The organism is Paenarthrobacter sp. NPDC090517 (assembly GCF_044769165.1).
Classification (GTDB): domain Bacteria; phylum Actinomycetota; class Actinomycetes; order Actinomycetales; family Micrococcaceae; genus Arthrobacter.
The window spans coordinates 1,371,906-1,389,096 of the sequence record NZ_JBIVXN010000001.1; the positions used below are offsets into that span (position 1 = coordinate 1,371,906).

The 17,191-nt window shown below is 61.5% G+C and carries 14 protein-coding genes; 7 read left to right on the forward strand and 7 right to left on the reverse strand.

Features of this window, described 5'->3' with window-relative positions:
* The 3 genes from ACIQTW_RS06345 to ACIQTW_RS06355 are packed head-to-tail and all read right to left on the reverse strand — an operon-like array spanning position 1 to position 5,256.
* Positions 1 to 3,033 (reverse strand): oligosaccharide flippase family protein, encoded by a 3,033-nt coding sequence (locus ACIQTW_RS06345; protein ID WP_402934956.1) that lies wholly within the window; start codon positions 3,031 to 3,033, stop codon positions 1 to 3.
* A gap of 46 nt (positions 3,034 to 3,079) precedes the next feature.
* On the reverse strand, positions 3,080 to 4,537 hold the full coding sequence (locus tag ACIQTW_RS06350; protein WP_402934959.1) for a glycosyltransferase family 4 protein: 1,458 nt from the start codon (positions 4,535 to 4,537) through the stop codon (positions 3,080 to 3,082).
* Positions 4,534 to 5,256 (reverse strand): glycosyltransferase, encoded by a 723-nt coding sequence (locus tag ACIQTW_RS06355; RefSeq protein ID WP_402934961.1) that lies wholly within the window; start codon positions 5,254 to 5,256, stop codon positions 4,534 to 4,536. Before ACIQTW_RS06355 ends, ACIQTW_RS06350 begins: the two co-directional genes overlap by 4 nt.
* A 268-nt stretch (positions 5,257 to 5,524) precedes the next feature.
* Between ACIQTW_RS06355 and ACIQTW_RS06360 the strand changes: the two genes are divergently transcribed.
* Positions 5,525 to 7,744, forward strand: a complete 2,220-nt coding sequence (locus tag ACIQTW_RS06360) for a S9 family peptidase (protein WP_402934963.1) — start codon at positions 5,525 to 5,527, stop codon at positions 7,742 to 7,744.
* Here the strand turns inward: ACIQTW_RS06360 and ACIQTW_RS06365 are convergent, their stop codons facing one another.
* Together ACIQTW_RS06365 and ACIQTW_RS06370 are read right to left on the reverse strand one after the other, a co-directional pair.
* Positions 7,745 to 8,554, reverse strand: a complete 810-nt coding sequence (locus ACIQTW_RS06365; RefSeq protein ID WP_402934966.1) for a class I SAM-dependent methyltransferase — start codon at positions 8,552 to 8,554, stop codon at positions 7,745 to 7,747.
* A 19-nt stretch (positions 8,555 to 8,573) separates the two neighbouring features.
* Positions 8,574 to 8,957, reverse strand: coding sequence for an STAS/SEC14 domain-containing protein (locus ACIQTW_RS06370; RefSeq protein ID WP_402934968.1), 384 nt, complete (start codon positions 8,955 to 8,957; stop codon positions 8,574 to 8,576).
* 220 nt (positions 8,958 to 9,177) lie between these two features.
* Here ACIQTW_RS06370 and ACIQTW_RS06375 point away from each other — a divergent pair, with 220 nt between their 5' ends.
* Entirely contained in the window at positions 9,178 to 10,821 is a 1,644-nt protein-coding gene (locus ACIQTW_RS06375) for an ATP-binding protein (protein WP_402934971.1), read from the forward strand.
* A 190-nt stretch (positions 10,822 to 11,011) separates the two neighbouring features.
* Here ACIQTW_RS06375 and ACIQTW_RS06380 read toward each other — a convergent pair whose 3' ends face one another.
* Entirely contained in the window at positions 11,012 to 11,182 is a 171-nt protein-coding gene (locus ACIQTW_RS06380; protein WP_017199100.1) for a hypothetical protein, read from the reverse strand.
* Between the two features lie 107 nt (positions 11,183 to 11,289).
* Between ACIQTW_RS06380 and ACIQTW_RS06385 the strand changes: the two genes are divergently transcribed.
* Together ACIQTW_RS06385 and ACIQTW_RS06390 are read left to right on the forward strand one after the other, a co-directional pair.
* On the forward strand, positions 11,290 to 12,336 hold the full coding sequence (locus ACIQTW_RS06385) for a hypothetical protein (protein WP_402934974.1): 1,047 nt from the start codon (positions 11,290 to 11,292) through the stop codon (positions 12,334 to 12,336).
* Between the two features lie 2 nt (positions 12,337 to 12,338).
* On the forward strand, positions 12,339 to 13,892 hold the full coding sequence (locus tag ACIQTW_RS06390) for a putative bifunctional diguanylate cyclase/phosphodiesterase (protein WP_402934976.1): 1,554 nt from the start codon (positions 12,339 to 12,341) through the stop codon (positions 13,890 to 13,892).
* Here the strand turns inward: ACIQTW_RS06390 and ACIQTW_RS06395 are convergent.
* The gene (locus ACIQTW_RS06395) at positions 13,885 to 14,463 is read right to left on the reverse strand and encodes a GNAT family N-acetyltransferase (RefSeq protein ID WP_402934979.1); all 579 of its coding nucleotides are present in this window, start codon (positions 14,461 to 14,463) and stop codon (positions 13,885 to 13,887) included. The two genes, ACIQTW_RS06390 and ACIQTW_RS06395, sit on opposite strands and share 8 nt — an antisense overlap.
* Before the next feature lie 108 nt (positions 14,464 to 14,571).
* Here ACIQTW_RS06395 and ACIQTW_RS06400 point away from each other — a divergent pair, with 108 nt between their 5' ends.
* From ACIQTW_RS06400 to ACIQTW_RS06410, 3 genes are read left to right on the forward strand one after another with little or no spacing between them, the layout of a single operon-like run.
* Complete coding sequence (locus tag ACIQTW_RS06400; protein ID WP_402934982.1) at positions 14,572 to 15,048, forward strand: hotdog fold thioesterase; 477 nt, start codon at positions 14,572 to 14,574, stop codon at positions 15,046 to 15,048.
* A gap of 7 nt (positions 15,049 to 15,055) precedes the next feature.
* Positions 15,056 to 16,405 carry a phenylacetate--CoA ligase PaaK gene (gene paaK / locus ACIQTW_RS06405; protein WP_402934985.1) on the forward strand — a complete coding sequence of 450 codons (1,350 nt, stop codon included), beginning with the start codon at positions 15,056 to 15,058 and terminating at the stop codon, positions 16,403 to 16,405.
* A 37-nt stretch (positions 16,406 to 16,442) separates the two neighbouring features.
* Positions 16,443 to 17,045 (forward strand): TetR/AcrR family transcriptional regulator, encoded by a 603-nt coding sequence (locus ACIQTW_RS06410; protein ID WP_014922600.1) that lies wholly within the window; start codon positions 16,443 to 16,445, stop codon positions 17,043 to 17,045.
* Positions 17,046 to 17,191 lie beyond the last annotated feature (146 nt).

A 17,191-nucleotide genomic window follows, 5' to 3' on the forward strand; every position in this document is an offset into this window, starting at 1 on the left:
CTATCTTTCCGTCCCGAAGTCTTTGGAAGGCACCCCTACGCTGGCCGCGGCCGCCGCATCAAGTGCAGCGGAATCCACATACCAGATAGTGGTTTCACCGTTGGTGGGGCCAGGCGTAGTGACCATGGGAGTTGCGTTGTCCTTTAGCCAAGCCAGCATGGTGGGGTTGGCGTAGCCGTAGCCCTGGCTGGTGGGCTTGGACTGGGTGAGGATGTAGCTGACTCCGTTCTCCTTCATCAAGGGCGCCGAAGGCCAGATCCCAAACCGAGGGTCATGCATGTATGCAAAATGCCCGGTGCTGTTGGTAACACTGATCCTGGCGTCGGCCGGAAGGTTTGCCTGTACCCAGTCATTTGCCCGGACGAAGCCGTTGTCCACAGTTAGGGCTGTCCGAAGACCCAGTACCACGGTCAACACCACGTAGCACACGCTGACGACAGCCAGGGTTTTACGGGTCTTTGGGTACCTCTCCCGGATTTCCACCACCACCAGGACCGAGCAAATAGCTCCGGCAACCATGACGCCGTATCCGTACTGTTCCTCGAAAGTGCCAAACAAAGCGCTATACGCCCCAGCAGCTCCGAGGGCCAATCCGGCCAATCCAATCAGGCGCCGCCCCGCGTGATAGCTGAAGCACAACAGCAAGCCCACCACAGGGCATAGCCCAAGCAAGATGTAGCTCGTACCGAAGTGCCCGCTCTGTTCAACGAGGCGGGAGAGAATGCTGGGTGATCCCTCAGCTGTGAACCCGGTGCTCTTCTCCACGCCGGACATGCGCACCAGCCCATTGGTCTTGGCCCACACCCAACTGGGGAAGTGACCGTGCGCAGCAACCACAGTCAGGTAGATCACGTAGGGCACGAAGCCAAAGGCTATGACCACAAGCCCCTTCCGCCATGGGAACTTCTTCTTCCACACCATGGCCGCAACTACCGGGGCCACAGTGCAGATAAAGAAAAAGTCCTTGCAGAGAATGGAATACCCCAGCAAGAGCCCTGCTGTTGCAATCCTGAGAAAGGAATGCAACTTGCTGTTCGGCTCCTTGGTTGACACCAGGAGCAACAATCCGGCCAACCCCGGCACCATGGCCGAGGTCTCAAGGAATGCATGGCTGTTGTTCCGCAGGATGAAGGGTTCGAATGCCAGCAGCACGGCCGTGAGCCACGCCGCGGTCGGAGTGGCCAGCTTGCGTACCAGCAGGAAGCCCAGCCCTACTGTCGCTGCACCCATCAGGGCGTTGAGCCAACGCAGTTGAAGGGTCACCTCGATGATCTCGCCGGTAATTCCGAAAATGTGGATGACCCCGGCTTCCAGTAGGAAATATCCGGGTGGGTGGAGGAAGAACGGGCCATCAGGCAAAGTCGGGAATTGGCCGGCGGCTACGGACTCACCCAACCGGACATAGAGCATCTCGTCCACCCACACCTCGAAGCCGCGCTCGAGGCCGAGGGCACGAACTCCGAACGCGGCAGCAACCACAGCGATGAATGCGGTCAGGTTGCTCGAAAGCGCCTGGATTACCCAGGCCGGAAGCGGACTGATTTCGTCTGATCCGGGCTTGGACCGGCGGCCGGTAGTTTTGCTGCGCCTGCCAAGCAGCCGACGTCGGGAGATTCTGAAGTCGTTCTTGTGCGGCAGCATGCCGCGCTGGTGGGCAAGAACGGTGACACCGCTGATGCCGGAGAGAAGCAACCAGAGCAAGGGCTGCAGGTGGGCGGCGACGGCAAGGACCACGATTAAGGCGACCGCCAGGAAAGCGAACCTGCCCGTCCCCTTTCCCGGGTTGGCAGACGCCAGCACGGGACGCGCCAATAATGTCAGGATAAGGCCGGCGGTGACCGCACCGACGGCAGATCCCACAGCCATTCCCGAGACGGCGTTCAGTTGCCAACCGATCCACAGCCCGCCAATAACCAGGAGACACGCACAAGCGAGGCCGATTTGGCAGCGGCGGTAGGCGCGCATGGCAAGGAGGATGGTGGCGAGCACCATCAAGACGGCATAGCCGAGACCGGAAGCCGCCAGCCATGGCAGGAGCCCAAGGGAGCCGTGATACTTCTGAGGAATAATGACGCCGGACATCAGGGGCGGTGCCGTGGCGATGATGGCGAAGGCCACCACCACAAGCTGCCCGAACGAGGCGAAGGAAGCGCCCAGCACCTCGCTGACCTTGACTCCCGGGGTTCGAAGCAAGGGAAAAGCCACCAGCGCGGTTCCCGCAGCTACGTAAACGGGCCCCTTTGCAATGGTGGCGAGAGCTTGGAAACCTGCCGCCTCAGCCGAGCCATTGTCCAGGAAGCCGACCACTACGACGTCGACCCCTACCAGCACGGACACGACGCACAGAACCGACGCGATATCGCTGGTTTCGGCCCATCGCCACTTTTCAAGCAACACCTGCGGACGCCAGCGGAGATCCCGATAGAACGACCATGGCACTACCAGCGGCGCCAGACACCCAGCAACAAAACCGAGGACGGCTCCCCCGGCACCCCATGCCATCACGATCACCAGCAGGCTGAAGATCAACCGCAAGACAACCTCGCCGATGGTTGACACTGCGTACCACGTGAAGCGGAGTTCGCCCTGAAGCCACCCGGCGGGCGCATTCACAACGAAAATGACGAAAGCTGCCAGAGCCACCGCTGCTGCCAGGGCCGGGGTGGCAAGCGCGAGAGTCACGCCGCCGGTGATGGCGGCTGCGGCAATACCCGCCAGGCAGGAGACGAAGACCGAGAAGGCAACACCGTTCCGCCGCTCTTCGGAGCCTTCCGGATGGACCGCAACCACGTGTGAAAGTGGAAGCGGAACCATCGCATTAGCCACGATTCCCACAACGCCAAGGATCATCGCGGCGGCCGCGAACTGTGTGTAGTCTGCTGTCCCCAGCATGTTGGCCATAAGCAGCGTGCACGCGTAGCTCACTACGCCCACCAGTCCGGCGGACACTGCGAGGAAGCCACTGTTTTGAGCTATGTTGACGTCTTGGTCCGGCGTCCTTTGCCTGCTTTCAGCCCGGGGCCTTAAGCTCACTGCGGTGGTTATGGCCTGTTCAGATACATCCACTGATCAGCTACCGTTACTGGCCGTCGTTGGCTTCGGCCGGGGCGAAGACACTTCCCGGTCCTGCAAGCAAGGTGCTGCGGCCTGCCGATCGAATCTCCGCAGTGGCCACGCCGACCTTCTTCATAGCGGCAAAAGCCTCGAACTCGTCCCGGCCTTTCATGATGATGGATACGTGACCGTCGGCCAGGGCATACTCATCGGTTGGCCTCAGGGCGGGTATGAAATCAATGCCGTAAGGAAGTTCGAACTGCGCAGGCACTTCGAACTGAACCAAAGTGGACAGGTCCGAGTGGAAGGCCCGGGGATCTCCACCGTCACGGCGCATCTTCCCTTCCCCGAGGAGCACCCCCGTGAGCAGCATGGTGCTGCGGTCCCAGGTGAAGCAACGGGCCCATTCGCGGCACTCGCCGGAGACGATGATGGCTGCCTCGGGTTCGGTCAACTCAGTGATCGCATCAACCATGGCAGATCCGAAATCGGTGGGATGGTCCACCAGCCATCCCGTACGGCCGTCCACTACCGAATCCCGGATTCCCGGGACCCGCAGCGCCAGGCACGGCACGCCCCAGGCTGCGGCTTCGATCACTGAACAACCCCAGCCTTCTGATGCCGACGTGGCGGCAGTCATCCAGGCACGGCTCAACAGGTTGTCACGGACCTCGTTGGGCTGGTATCCGTGGAAAGTGATGGCATGGTCCAGGCCGAGGTCCATGGCCAGTTGCTGAAGCCGCCCCCGTTCGGGACCGTCCCCGACGATGTCCATCCGCAGGTTGGGAAGTCTCCGCGCCGCCACGGCGAACTGGCCCAGTAGCAGGTCCAATCGCTTGTGGGGCACCAGACGACTCACGACGGCGATGGTCGGCTCAGCGGCCCGCGCGGCGACCGTTTGCGGAATGTCGATGGTACCGTTCGGCACCACGTGGATGGGGCCCCTGAATCCAAGCTTTCGCAATTCCATGCGCGTTGACGGCGATACCGCTACGATGGCGCGCTGCCCATACACCGTCTTGGCGCCACTGCTTTCGAGGAAGCGGCCTACGGCGGCCATGGGCGGGGAGAAGCGGGTGCGGAACTGCTCTTGGTGAACGTGGTGGACCAGTTGGACGATCGGGATGTCCCCGCGCAGGAACAGCGGAGAGAAGAAAGGTATTCCGTTTTGGCAATCCACCACGGCATCGAACTGGCCGTTGGTGCGCAGGAGCCTCATCGCAGCCTGCCCATAGATGGAGAGTGCTCCGCCACCGCGCAGTATGCGGATGCCGTCAATGGTCTCCTCGGCTGACTGACCGGTGTCGCGGCCGGTAAACCACGTGACACGAACTCCGCTGCTCACCCATCTGCGGGAGATCTCATGCATGTACTGCTCGGCGCCGCCAGCTTGTGAGTGCTTTACGTCGCGCCAGTTGAGCACCAGTACGTGCTTCCCAGCGAGTTTGGTTGGGGAATTAATGTCAGTTGAGCCGTCCGTCACGATGTTGCTTTCTGAAGTTGAATCACTGAGGCAAAGCTGGCCACTCCGTCCTGGAAGGGGCGGAACGTGGACTCGGCTCCATCAGTCCAGGCCACGGGGAGTTCCACAATGCTGGCGTCGTTGTCCTGGAGCCGAAGAAGCAGTTCCACATCGAAGGCGAAACCCATGCTGCGGCACTGCACCATGGCAGCGGTGAGGGCATCCCGTTCGAAAAACTTGAAACCGCATTGGGTGTCCTGAATGCCTTTGACCTTCGATTTGGTCAGCGCCCGGAAGGCCGTGCCGCCCATTCGGCGCCCGATGTGCTGGGGCACAACAAACGTGGAACCTGGGGCGTGACGGGAGCCGATAACCGCAGAAGCGCCACTCGCGAGATGCTCCATGGCTTCCGTAAGCGTTGCCAGCGGCGTGGCAAGGTCGGCGTCAAAGAAACCCGTGTACCTTGACGTCCCACTGAGCAGGCCACGGCGGACGGCTGCCCCTTTTCCGCGACGGGAACAGCCCAGCACTGAGATCGGCACTGCATCGCCTTTATCCCGGGAGATCCGGCGGACAATCGCAGCAGTTTCATCCACGCTGCCGTTATCCACCACCACAATCCGCGAAGACCACGGCTGAACGGCCAGGAAGTCGACAGTCTGCGTCAGTGTGCTGGCGATTCTTCCTGCCTCGTTGTACGCAGGAATGATGACTTCGAGGTCTACCTGGGAACGACGCAACGAGTCTGGATGTCGCCGTGCTTGTAGACGACCCCTCTTGCCGATATGGACACTGTGCGCGTGAAGCGGAACCATCTGAACCTCCAATATCCGGGAACGGGGACTAAATTCGTGCTCGCAATATATGCAGTGGGGTTACTACGCAAGTCATGACGCGAATCCGGGCGTTGTGGTCCATGTCATGGATTACTCTCACTGCAAAGGTGGCCCCGGGCGCTCTGAGCGAAATTGCTGGTTCTGTGTCAGAGCCCGTCTATAGAGTGGCCACATGAGCCACACGTCTTCCGCGCCTGCCGCTGCCAAGGAACCCACACTCCAGCCTCCTGTCGCCAAGCAGGTCCCCATCCGCCGCGAACACCATGGCGATGTCTTTGTGGACAATTACGAGTGGCTCAGGGACAAGGAGTCCGCCGAGGTTGTTGACCATCTCAAGGCAGAGAATGCCTACCAGGAAGCAGTGACGGCGCACCAGGAATCGCTCCGCGAAGCGATGTTCCGGGAAATCAAGGGCCGCACCCAGGAGACGGATCTGTCGGTACCCAGCCGCAAGGATGGCTGGTGGTACTACAGCCGTTCTGTGGAGGGTAAGGAGTACAGCATCCAGTGCCGCGTCGTGGCCCGGAACACCGGCGATCCTGTGGCCGACTGGACTCCCCCGTCGGTTGAGGCGGGCGTTGAGCTTCCCGGCGAGCAGGTGCTCCTGGACGGCAATGTTGAAGCAGAGGGCCAACCGTTCTTCAGCGTGGGCGGTGCCGCCGTGACTATCGACGGCCACCTTTACGCTTACGCGGTGGACAACTCCGGTGACGAACGCTTCACTTTGCGGATCAAGGATCTGCGGACCGGTGAGCTCCTCCCGGACGTCATAGAGGACATCTTTTACGGGGTGGCTTTTTCCCCTGACGGCACCCGTCTCTTCTATACCGTGGTGGATGATTCGTGGCGACCCTACCAAGTAAAGGCGCACCTCCTGGGCACGCCTGTGGCTGAGGATGAGGTCCTCTACCAGGAGGACGACGTCGCCATGTGGCTCGGCTTCGACCTCTCCGCCGACCGTCGCCACTTGGTGCTCAGTATCGGCTGTTCCGAGTTCAGTGAAACGCGGCTGCTCCGCTTCGACGACTATGACGCCGGCCTCAGCACCGTCATCTCGCGCGACCACCATGTCCTCTACGAGGCTGAGCCCTTCCTCTTGGACGGCAAGGAGACCCTGCTCCTGACCCACAACAAGGACGCCATCAATTCCATGGTTAGCCTGGTGGACCCGGCTGAACTCACCAAGCCGCTCGCCGAGCAGGATTGGCGGACCGTCGTCGAGCATTCAGACGACGTTCGCGTCAACGGCGCGGGCGTGACCTCGACGCATCTGGTGTTGTCCGTCCGCAAGGACACCATCGAGCGCGTGCAGGTTCTCCCGCTGGCGGGCCTGGGCACGGCTGTTCAAGGGGCCCCCGTGGAGCCTGCCTTTGATGAGGAGCTTTACACCGCAGGCGTATCCGGGTCCGACTTCGAAGCGCCCGTGATCCGCATGGGCTATACCTCCTACTTCACGCCGTCGCGCGTCTACGACTTCGTCCTGCCTACCGCAGAACAGCCCGGCGGCGAGTTGCTGCTCCGCAAGGAAAGCCCGGTTCTGGGCGGCTACTCGGCTTCCGAATACGTCGCCACCCGTGAATGGGCCACCGCCGACGACGGCACAAAGATCCCGCTGTCGGTGCTGCGTCACGCCTCGGTCCAGCCGGATGGCACGGCCGCCGGGCTGGTTTACGGCTATGGCTCTTACGAAATGAGCATGGATCCGGGCTTCGGCGTAGCCCGTTTATCCCTCCTGGACCGCGGAATCGTCATGGTGATCGCGCACATTCGGGGCGGCGGTGAACTGGGACGCAAGTGGTACGAAAACGGCAAGAAACTCACCAAGAAGAACACCTTCACGGACTTCATTGCAGCTACGGACTGGCTGGCTGAGTCCGGCTGGGTCGACCCCACGCGTATAGCTGCCATGGGTGGATCCGCGGGCGGTCTACTCATGGGCGCGGTCGCCAACATGGCCCCGGAAAAGTACGCCGCCATAGTGGCCCAGGTGCCTTTCGTGGACGCCTTGACCACCATCCTGGATCCTGAACTTCCGCTGTCCGCCTTGGAATGGGAGGAATGGGGCAATCCCATCACGGACCCTGAAGCCTACGCGTACATGAAGTCGTACACTCCTTACGAGAATGTGGGGGCCGTGGCCTACCCCAGGATCGCAGCCGTGACCTCGTTCAACGACACACGTGTGCTTTACGTGGAGCCAGCCAAGTGGGTCCAGGCGCTGCGGTCCGTGTCCACGGGGAGCGAGCCGATCGTCATGAAGATCGAAATGGACGGCGGCCATGGCGGCGCATCGGGCCGCTATGTGCAGTGGCGCGAGCGAGCCTGGGACTACGCTTTCGTAGCCGATTCCCTTGGTGCGACGGAACTGCTTCCGGGCGCCGGCCTCAAGTAGCTACGCTCGGCGTGCCCGGAGGAGTGCGTAGTAGCCAGGGATGAGGTCGGGTGATGACGGGTTGCTCAGTGGGCGCGTCTCGATGCTCGCTGAGCCTTCTTCCATAAGGTTCCAGTCCGCCGTCGGGAAGGCCTTGGCTCGTTGCGCGGCACCAAAGCGGCCGGGCATCGGAAGTCCCCGGATTGCCCCCTCGAGAGGCGCAGGAATCGAGTTTCGGGTTGCCCCGAGGTGGCTGACATAGTCCACAGGCGTGCCGGGGAAGTTGGTCTCGGCCAGGAAAACGCCACCACGGTTCCCGACGACGGGCAGCAGGTTTGCGGCCAAAGCGGACTGGCCGCTGCGGTCGAGTACGTGGAGGACACCTCGGATGAAGATGTTCGCGTCTCCGGCCCAACCCGCAGCTTCAAGGGCCGTCGCCACGGTATGAGCGGCGTCAGGCGCCGTCATGTCGCACACGGCGAATGACGCCGTCGTGATCCCTGCTGCCTCCTGGCGCGCACGGTCCACAGCATTAGCGGAGTAGTCGAGCCCCAGCGCATGAGGGAAATGCTGCGCCAATAACCGGGTGAAGCTGCCGTTGCCGCACCCTACGTCAACTATCGGGAGGGTGGGGTCCAACTGCTTCAGCGTGGGGAGATAGCCATTGATTTCACGGGTACTTCCCGAATCCCACAGGACATCGCCCGTGGCACCGGTTGAACGAACGTTTCCCCAGTACTGGTCCCAGGCCGTGAGCGGGTCCTTGGGTGCTGCAGAGGACAGCCTGATAAGGCGAGGTATCAGCAGGTATTTCCTGAGCGCGGAGAACATCCTCCAAATATATGGGGCGCTATGCCTCCACCAGCCACTCCAACGCTTCTGTTTCGGAGGTGAAGAACTTGGTGGGGCACGGCGGCTTCATGATGCCGAGGAAGAAGTTGGCGATGACCCTGTCTACTGGGGACGAACCCCAAAGTGCGATCCGGGAAGCCTGGCAAGGCTTGGCAAACACTGATCGGGCGCCCCTGGTGACGTCGTCCGTTGTTGCCATGTCAACAATCATTGGATGCCGGTCCGAGCCGCAAAGTTCGTTGACCCTATCCATGGCCCTTTGGGCATCCGGTTCCTTGATCCGGGCTCCGCGCGGCCACGTCAGGCGCAGGATCCCAGGCTCTTCGAGTTCCAGCTCGAATGTCACCTGTTGGTGGTCTTGCGGTGTAGCTGGGTGGTCCACAATTCTCCTCGCACTTTTCCAAGACAGCTGCGGAGAAAATCCGAATGGATCCCCCGCACTCACTCCCTCAAGGCTGTCGAATCCGGGAGTCAAAGTAAAGATGTGTCCCACGACTCAAAAAGCCTGTTTACAGTCGGGCGGCCACTGGCCGCTATACCGCTGATAGGGTGTTGCCAAATCCTGAAATATTGTGGACCGATGGTGGAACGGAAGGGGCTCAGTGGGCGAGACCGTTGCCGGTGAACAGAATGCTTCCCGCTCGGCTGTCGTGGCGGACTCAGACCATGACCGTCTGGCGGCCACCACGTCCGTGCTTGATGGAGCGGGCTTCAAGGTTTTCCCTGCCACGGACACCGCCTCCATGGGCTTGCATCTCCAGCAGCACCGCCCCTCAATTGTGGTGGCGGAGAACCGCCTGGCCCACGGACTTGGCAACCCGGGGGTTCCCGTACTGCTGCTTCTTGATGCTCAGGAGTCTGTAAACCTTGAGGAAGTGGAGTCCTGGCGCGTCGCAGACTACCTCATCAACCCGGTGCGGCCCGGGGAACTCGTCCACCGGGTTGAAACCCTGATCGGTCGCGCAAAGGAGCGTGCACGCTCCCGTGGCGAGATAGAAGCACTCCGGGAAAGCCTCCGGAACGTCTCGTCGGCAATCCGGCAAACCAATGATCCTCAGCTGATCGCCGAGCACGTGGTTCGGGGCTTTGGCGAGGCCTTGGGCGCGGACCATGTTTGGTTCGCCACTTTCCGCGATGAACGGGTGCCCAGCATCCGGGCGCAATGGAATCGCCCGGGACTTCCCCTGCTGCCGTCAAGGCTGGGCGATAGCGAAAACATCATCACCGAAACGGCCAACCGGCTGTGGGCCGAGGCGGACGTCCTCGCGGTAGCAGACCACCGGGACGACCCTGATTCGAAAATCGCCACAGCACTTCGGGCGTGGTCGGGCGAACTCAAACCCATATCCACTGTGTTGCTTCCTGTTGGCGAGGGCGCTTCCGCCATGGGCATCATCCTGCTGTCCACCGTGCAGGAGCGGCACGATTGGACGCGTGCCGAGATCGCCTTGATGCAGCACGTGGCCGGGAATGTAGCCCACGGACTCATCCAAGGCCACCTCATCAGCGCCCAGCAGCGCGTCCTGCACCAGTTGAGGCAACTGGACAAGGCTAAGACCGATTTCCTGGCCACCGTAAACCATGAGCTACGGACACCCCTCACCTCCATCACCGCCTACCTGGATATGATCCAGGATGGCTCCGGCGGCCCGGTTCCAGAGGGCATCAGGAAAATGCTGAACGTTATTGCCCGGAACTCGGACCGCCTGCGCAGGCTCATCGAGGACATGCTCACGGTCTCCATGCAGGACGGCAGCAACCTGGACCTCAAGCCGGTTGATATCGACAAGCTTCTGCAGGTGGTGGTAGCAACTCTTCGGCCCCTGGCAGAGTCGCGCCATGTTTCCGTGTCCTTCACCGAGGCCACCGAGGACATTGAGGTCACTGCCGATGAAGCAAAGCTGGAGCAGGTGTTCACCAACATCGTTGCTAACGCCATCAAGTTCACTCCCGAGGGCGGCCGGGTTGGCATCACCAGCGCCATGGCAGCGTCCGAAAATGGCGGACGGGCAGCCCTTGTGCAGGTCGAAGACAATGGCCTGGGCATCCCGGAACACGATCTCCCCCACATCCTGACTCGCTTCTATCGCGCATCGAATGCCACCTCTGCGGCAGTACCGGGCAGCGGATTGGGCTTGGCGATCGCAAACGACATCATTAGCCGCCATATGGGCCGCATGGTGTTCGACTCCATCTTGGGGACAGGGACCACGGTGTCTGTGGAGTTGCCGGTGGGAGGACCATAGGCCGGCGCCTGCGAGTGACTGGTTTTGGCTTCGCCCTCCGCGACTGTGACAGCAGTGTCATTGCCAGGCCCGGAAGATGTGATCAGTGGTCACTAATGATCGACATGCTAAGAAACAAAACTGATGCCCCGGGCAGCAGCCCGGGGCATCAATTTAGCTCATGAGGCCTTGAGAGGCGCTCCCCCAATGTTTAGTTCGGCCACCAACCGATGCTGGTGGTGTTCGTCTTACCTGTGGTGGTGCTGTTCGGCCACCAGCCGATTGCCGTGCTGTCCTGCGTAGGCTCGGCATTAGCCGGAGCAGCGAATCCCGTTACTGCCAGAACCGCCGCCATGAGCAGGGTTGCCGCAAATTTTTTCATCCGCTATGCCCTTTCGTACTGATGCGAATTTATTGACTGTGACTTGAATAAAGTCACGGGGCAAACTATACGAGCTTTTCTTACGTAATGACATGGATAATGGGCACATGCAAAGTCCTCACCTGGCCACCCACCTTGTTGCCGGACTCAACGCACGCGCCAAATGGAAGGCGCGGGACTTTGACGAGGCCTTCAAGATGGCTGCAGAGGCTGCGGAACTCGCCCGGGATGCCGGCGACGAACTGGCCTGGTGGAACATGCGCTACCTGCAGGCGGAGTGCCTCCGTGATCAAGGAAGCATCGAGGAATACCTGGCCCTGGCGACCTCCCTCAATGATCACAGCCTTACAGCTTCCTCGGCCGAGCTCGGTGCCAAGGCCGGAACAATGGTGGCTATCGGGCTGCAAGGCCTCGGCAGGCTTGCCGAAGCTGCAACCATGGCAGCCGACGCCGCAAAGCTTGCCGCCACGAATCCCGATCTCCTCTACGTTCAGGTCCTTGCCCAGCGCGCCCTCATTGCTGCCTTGGCTGAGAGCCGACTGCTGGATGATGCGTGGCGGGAATGCCTTATTCTGGAGACCTTGATTTCTGATGATATCGATGAGGACACCGCCGGCAAGGGTTACTGGGTGATCGGAAACGTTGCTTTCCTGGCTGACCGCGTTACAGATGGGGGCCGATACCACGACCTGGCCGCCGAAAGGCTTTCACCGTCAAAGGACGTTGATTTGTGGGCTCGCTTCAACCGCGCCTCGGCGGAAATGCGGCTGCAGGCAAAACTCGCTGACGCCGCCACCCTCCGCTGCATTGAAAGGGCTGAGCTCGCTACCGACATTGTGGGCGGTTCTGAGCGGGACCATCTGGAAATGTCCTTGGTCCGCGCCCATTGGAATTACCTCGCCGGCGATATGCAGGAAGCCTTGGCGATCCTTGAACCCCTTTGCTCACGTTCCTCCATTCTTGCTACCCAAACCTCCGCCGAAGCTCATTTTCTTTTCGGGCGGACCTTGCTGGCGTCCGAGCGACGTGAAGAAGGCCTGGCAGCTTTCGAAGAAGCAGCAAAGCTCTTCGAGCAAGCGGCCTTGCCGGAGCGCAGCGCGGCGGTTCGCGAGCATCTTCGGCAAAGCGTCCGGGGCGGGCCGCACGGGGAGTGAGCATGTCCGACGCAGAAATGTACTCCGCGAATGACCCCCGTTTGGGGCTCCTCCTGGAAGGCATCGTAAGGTTGGCGGCCGGCGATCTGAACACCAGGATCCAGGTTTCCGAGGCACGTGACGAGATTGATGCAGTGATCATGGGCACCAACCTCTTGGCCGAAGATCTGCAGATCGTCTATGAAGAGCTGGAGCAGAGGGTGCAAGCCCGAACGCAACAGCTCAACGAAGCTCACCTTGCGATGAAGCGCATGGCCATGACCGACCCCTTGACGGGCCTGAACAATCGGTCCGCTTTCGCCACCGCCCTGAGCCAGGCCCAAGCCAACGGCGTGCAAGGCAACAAACGGCCGGCGATCCTCCTGCTGGATATGGATGGCTTCAAAGCCATCAATGATTCCCTCGGCCACACCATCGGTGACAAAGTCCTGGAAACAGTGGCGAATCGTATCAGCGGTGCGGTCCGCGAACAGGACATGGTTGCCCGCATGGGCGGCGACGAGTTCGCTGTCTTGCTTCCGGACGTGACCCCTGCAGAGGCCAGCGCCATCGGCGGCCGAATCCTCGCCGCCGTGGTGGGGGCGATGGAGATTGAGGGCCAACACCTCCGCTGCGGGGTCAGCATGGGGCTCCGGATGGCCGATCCGGGCCAGCGGGCCGAAGAGCTAATGATGGAAGCGGACATCGCCATGTACGAGTCCAAGGCGGACGGGCGCGGCAAGCTCAAGGTGTTTGCTCCCGACATGCTGCTCGCACGGCAATTGCGGAACCAGCTGGTAGGCGAGCTCAAAGAGGCGATCACGGATTCTCAGCTGGTGCTCTATTACCAGCCCATCATCCGACTGGATACCCGCGAGATTGAAGGGGTGGAAGCCCTGGTCCGCTGGAACCACCCCACCCGTGGAATCATCATGCCGGACGAGTTCATTCCCATCGCCGAGGAAACGGGGATGATCTCCGATCTGGGCGGCTGGGTGCTCCGCACCGCCGTCGAGCAGTTGAAGCAATGGCGTACCGACCCCCTGACGGCGGGCCACAGCTTCAGCATGCGCATCAACGTTTCAGCCGCGGACCTGCAGCGTCTGGAATTCATTGAAGACGTTCGCGAGGCACTGGTTTCAGCCAACCTGGACCCTTCGCTGCTGGTCCTGGAGTTGACCGAGAGCGCCGTGATTCAAGGCAACGACCTGGACCGTTACACGCTCAACAGCCTGCGCCGCCTGGGCGTGGGATTGGAGATTGACGATTTCGGTACGGGCTACTCCTCCATCAGCTACCTTCGCCAACTGCCCGTGGATACCGTCAAAGTGGACCGGACGCTGCTATCCGCCCTGGGCAGCGACCCGTCGCAGCCCGCCCTTCTCGCGGCCGTGCTCCAGCTCATCCGTGCTTGCGGCCTGGCTGCTGTTTGGGAAGGCGTGGAAACCGCCGAGCAGGCCGAGTACCTGCTGAGCATCGGGTGCACGAGTGGCCAAGGCTACTACTTCAGCCGGCCTTTGCCTGAAGCGCAATTGACTGAACAGCTGAAGCACCACAAGACGTGGCCTGTCAGCTGATTTTCCGGGTCCACGGATGGTGCCGCGTGCGCCACTCCGAGTCCAGAATCGCGTAAATATTCTCGGTGGCCCACTGCCCCTTGTAATGCCAGTTGTCCACCAGGGTGGCCTCAAGCCGCATGCCCAAGCGCTTACAGATGCCAGCAGAACCCGCGTTGAGTGCATCCAGCTTGGCTTCGATGCGATGGAAGGCCAGTTTCTCGAATGCCAGCTTCATCACGGCCTCCGCTGCTTCCGTGGCAATGCCGTGGCCACGCGCCTCCGGATGCAGTATCCAGCCCAACTCACCCTGCCCGGTGCCCTCCAACCACTTCAGCACTACCTCGCCCATCAGGCCGGGGTGATCCTTGCGCTCGATGGCCAGGCAAACCCAGTCGCCTTCCTGATTGAACTCGAAGTTCGCGTATTTGCCGAGCACCTCCATGGACTTGGTCTTGGTCAGTTCGTTACGCAAAAGGTAACGGGCGGTTTCGGGAAGCGACTGATAGCCGTGGAACCGTTCAAGGTCCTCAGCCTCGAAGCGCCGCAGGATGAGGCGATCGGTGATGATGGGAAGCTCAATTTCGGGCATGACTCCGAGGCTACTAGGTATGGGCGAATGATGGTCCAGTCTTGACACGTGGCGCGATCTGGGATTACCTAATGAACATTCGGTAAATAAAGCTGGAGGCAATGACGCATGGTTGAAACAACCCTCTCCGGTGCACAGCACCACATCCTGACGAACGACTACGCGTCCGAATGGATGGGCATCGAGGTCCTCAAGCTCGACGACGGCCACGCCACCATCCGCATGCATCTCCGCCAGGAAATGCTCAATGGGTTCGGCATGGCACATGGCGGAATGATCTTCGCCTTCGGGGACACCGCCTTCGCACTGGCCTGCAACCCGGCCAACCCCACGCCCAAGCAAGCCGCCCACATCACGGTAGCGTCCGGCGTCGATATCAATTTCATCAAGCCGGCGTTCCAAGGCCAGGTGATCACCGCCGTCGCAAACCGCCGCGCGAGCACCGGCCGAAGCGGCCTTTACGACATTCAGATTTATGCGGCGTCCCCGGACGAACACGCATCCGACCCCACCGCTTCCGATCCCGCTAGCGGGGAGCTCATCGCTGAGTTCCGTGGCCGCAGCCGCACCATCTCCAAGAAGTAGGAAACCCATGACGCAGAACACCGTGGCCGCACCCGCAGCTTCCTCATCCAAGGAAACCGCGCCCGTGCTTGACCGTGAAGAAACCATCTCCCGCGACGAACTCGAGGCATTGCAGCTGTCCCGCCTCCAGCACACGGTGGCGTACGCCTACGATCGCGTGCCGCTGTACAAGCGCAAGTTCGACGAAGCCGGTGTGCACCCCACGGACCTTCGCGAGCTAAGCGATCTCGGCAAGTTCCCCTACACCACCAAGGAAGACCTCCGCCTGGAATACCCCTTTGGCATGTTCGCCGTCCCGCAGGACCAGGTGGCGCGAATTCACGCGAGCTCCGGCACCACCGGCCGCCCCACCGTGGTTGGTTACACCAAGAACGACCTCGCCAACTGGGCAACCCTGGTGGCACGCTCCTTCCGCGCCTCCGGCGTCCGGCCCGGAATGAAGGTCCACAATGCCTACGGCTACGGCCTCTTCACCGGCGGCCTGGGCGCGCACGCGGGTGCTGAAGCGCTCGGCTGCACGGTCATCCCCATCTCCGGCGGGCAGACCGAACGCCAGATCCAGCTCATCCAGGACTTCAAACCGGATGCCATCCTGGCCACACCCACCTACCTGCTCACCATCGCCGACGCCATGCAACACCAAGGCATCGACCCCACATCCACCTCACTCAAGTACGCCGTCCTGGGCGCCGAACCGTGGACCGAAGAGATGCGCCACGAGCTTGAAACCACCATGAACATCAAGGCCTCGGACATCTACGGGCTCTCCGAAGTCATGGGCCCGGGCGTCGCCGGCGAAGCTGTTGAAACACAAGACGGCTGCCACATCTGGGAGGACCACTTCCGCCCCGAGATCATCGATCCGTTCGACCACTCGACGGTCCTGGCCGACGGCGAACCCGGCGAACTCGTCTTCACTTCCCTCACCAAGGAAGCGTTGCCGATCATCCGATACCGCACCAAGGACCTCACCCGCCTATTGCCCGGCACCGCACGGCCCGCGCACCGCCGCATGGGCCGTATCACCGGCCGCAGCGACGACATGATCATCCTGCGCGGAGTGAACCTGTTCCCATCACAGATCGAGGAAATCGCGCTGCGCATCCCCGAACTCAGCCCGCACTTCCAACTCGAAATTACCCGCCCCGAAGGCAAGCGCATGGATTCGCTGACCGTGAAGATCGAGCGCCGCGAGAACGTTCCGTCCGAGGCTGGTACGACGGCGGCACACACCTTGCGTGAACAGATCAAGATTCACGTCGGGTCATCTTGTGTGGTTGACGTTGTGGAGCCCGGCTCCCTTGAACGGTCCAACGGAAAGCTCCGCCGGATTTACGACATGCGCCCCAAGGGCTGAGCGCGTTCACCCGTCGAGATCGTGAGAAAATGCCAGCATGCCTACTGAGACCACCACCAAGCGCGGACGGCCCGGTTATGACCAGCAGTCGGTGCTCCGCATCGCCGTCGACGTCTTCAACCGCCACGGGTACGACGCAACGTCCATGGGCATTCTGGCCGAAAACCTCGGGATCTCGAAGTCAGCCATTTACCACCACGTGCCTTCCAAGGGCGATCTGCTGAAGCTCGCCTTGGACCACGCCTTGGGTGGGCTGGAAGCCATCCTGGAGGAGCCGTCCGCTACGTCCGGTCCCGCAGATGCACGGCTGGAATTCGTGCTGCGGCAGACCATTGCGGTGCTGGTGGACCGGCTCCCCTTCGTGACTCTGCTGCTGCGTTTGCGGGGCAACACGGAGATCGAACGCGACGCACTGGAACGTCGTCGCGCCTTCGACCACAAGGTAGCCGAACTCATTGCCGCTGCCCGGGAAGACGGCTCGCTGCGCCAGGACATCGATCCCCGCACCGTCACACGCCTCCTGTTCGGCACCATCAACTCGATCGTTGAGTGGTACAAGCCCGGCGGCTCGTTGTCCCCGGAGAAGCTCGCCGACGACGTCATCACCATGGCCTTTGACGGCCTCCACACGGCCGCCTAACCCTCTCTCACATCCCTCGGGCTTGGGGCCGATCGTCTCTCACATCCTGTGGGCCCGCCGACCCTCTCGCACACCACTCTGGCTTGAGGCCGACCGTCTCTCACATCTCACAGGCTTCCCGTCTGTTAGGAGCCGGATACCGCCGT

Excerpts from the sequence above, each read along its gene's own strand:
- ACIQTW_RS06360 (WP_402934963.1), top strand. The coding sequence starts at position 5,525 with ATGAGCCACACGTCTTCCGCGCCTGCCGCTGCCAAGGAACCCACACTC.
- ACIQTW_RS06365 (WP_402934966.1), bottom strand. The coding sequence starts at position 8,554 with ATGTTCTCCGCGCTCAGGAAATACCTGCTGATACCTCGCCTTATCAGG.
- ACIQTW_RS06380 (WP_017199100.1), bottom strand. The coding sequence starts at position 11,182 with ATGAAAAAATTTGCGGCAACCCTGCTCATGGCGGCGGTTCTGGCAGTA.
- ACIQTW_RS06385 (WP_402934974.1), top strand. The coding sequence starts at position 11,290 with ATGCAAAGTCCTCACCTGGCCACCCACCTTGTTGCCGGACTCAACGCA.
- ACIQTW_RS06390 (WP_402934976.1), top strand. The coding sequence starts at position 12,339 with ATGTCCGACGCAGAAATGTACTCCGCGAATGACCCCCGTTTGGGGCTC.
- ACIQTW_RS06395 (WP_402934979.1), bottom strand. The coding sequence starts at position 14,463 with ATGCCCGAAATTGAGCTTCCCATCATCACCGATCGCCTCATCCTGCGG.
- ACIQTW_RS06400 (WP_402934982.1), top strand. The coding sequence starts at position 14,572 with ATGGTTGAAACAACCCTCTCCGGTGCACAGCACCACATCCTGACGAAC.
- paaK (WP_402934985.1), top strand. The coding sequence starts at position 15,056 with ATGACGCAGAACACCGTGGCCGCACCCGCAGCTTCCTCATCCAAGGAA.
- ACIQTW_RS06410 (WP_014922600.1), top strand. The coding sequence starts at position 16,443 with ATGCCTACTGAGACCACCACCAAGCGCGGACGGCCCGGTTATGACCAG.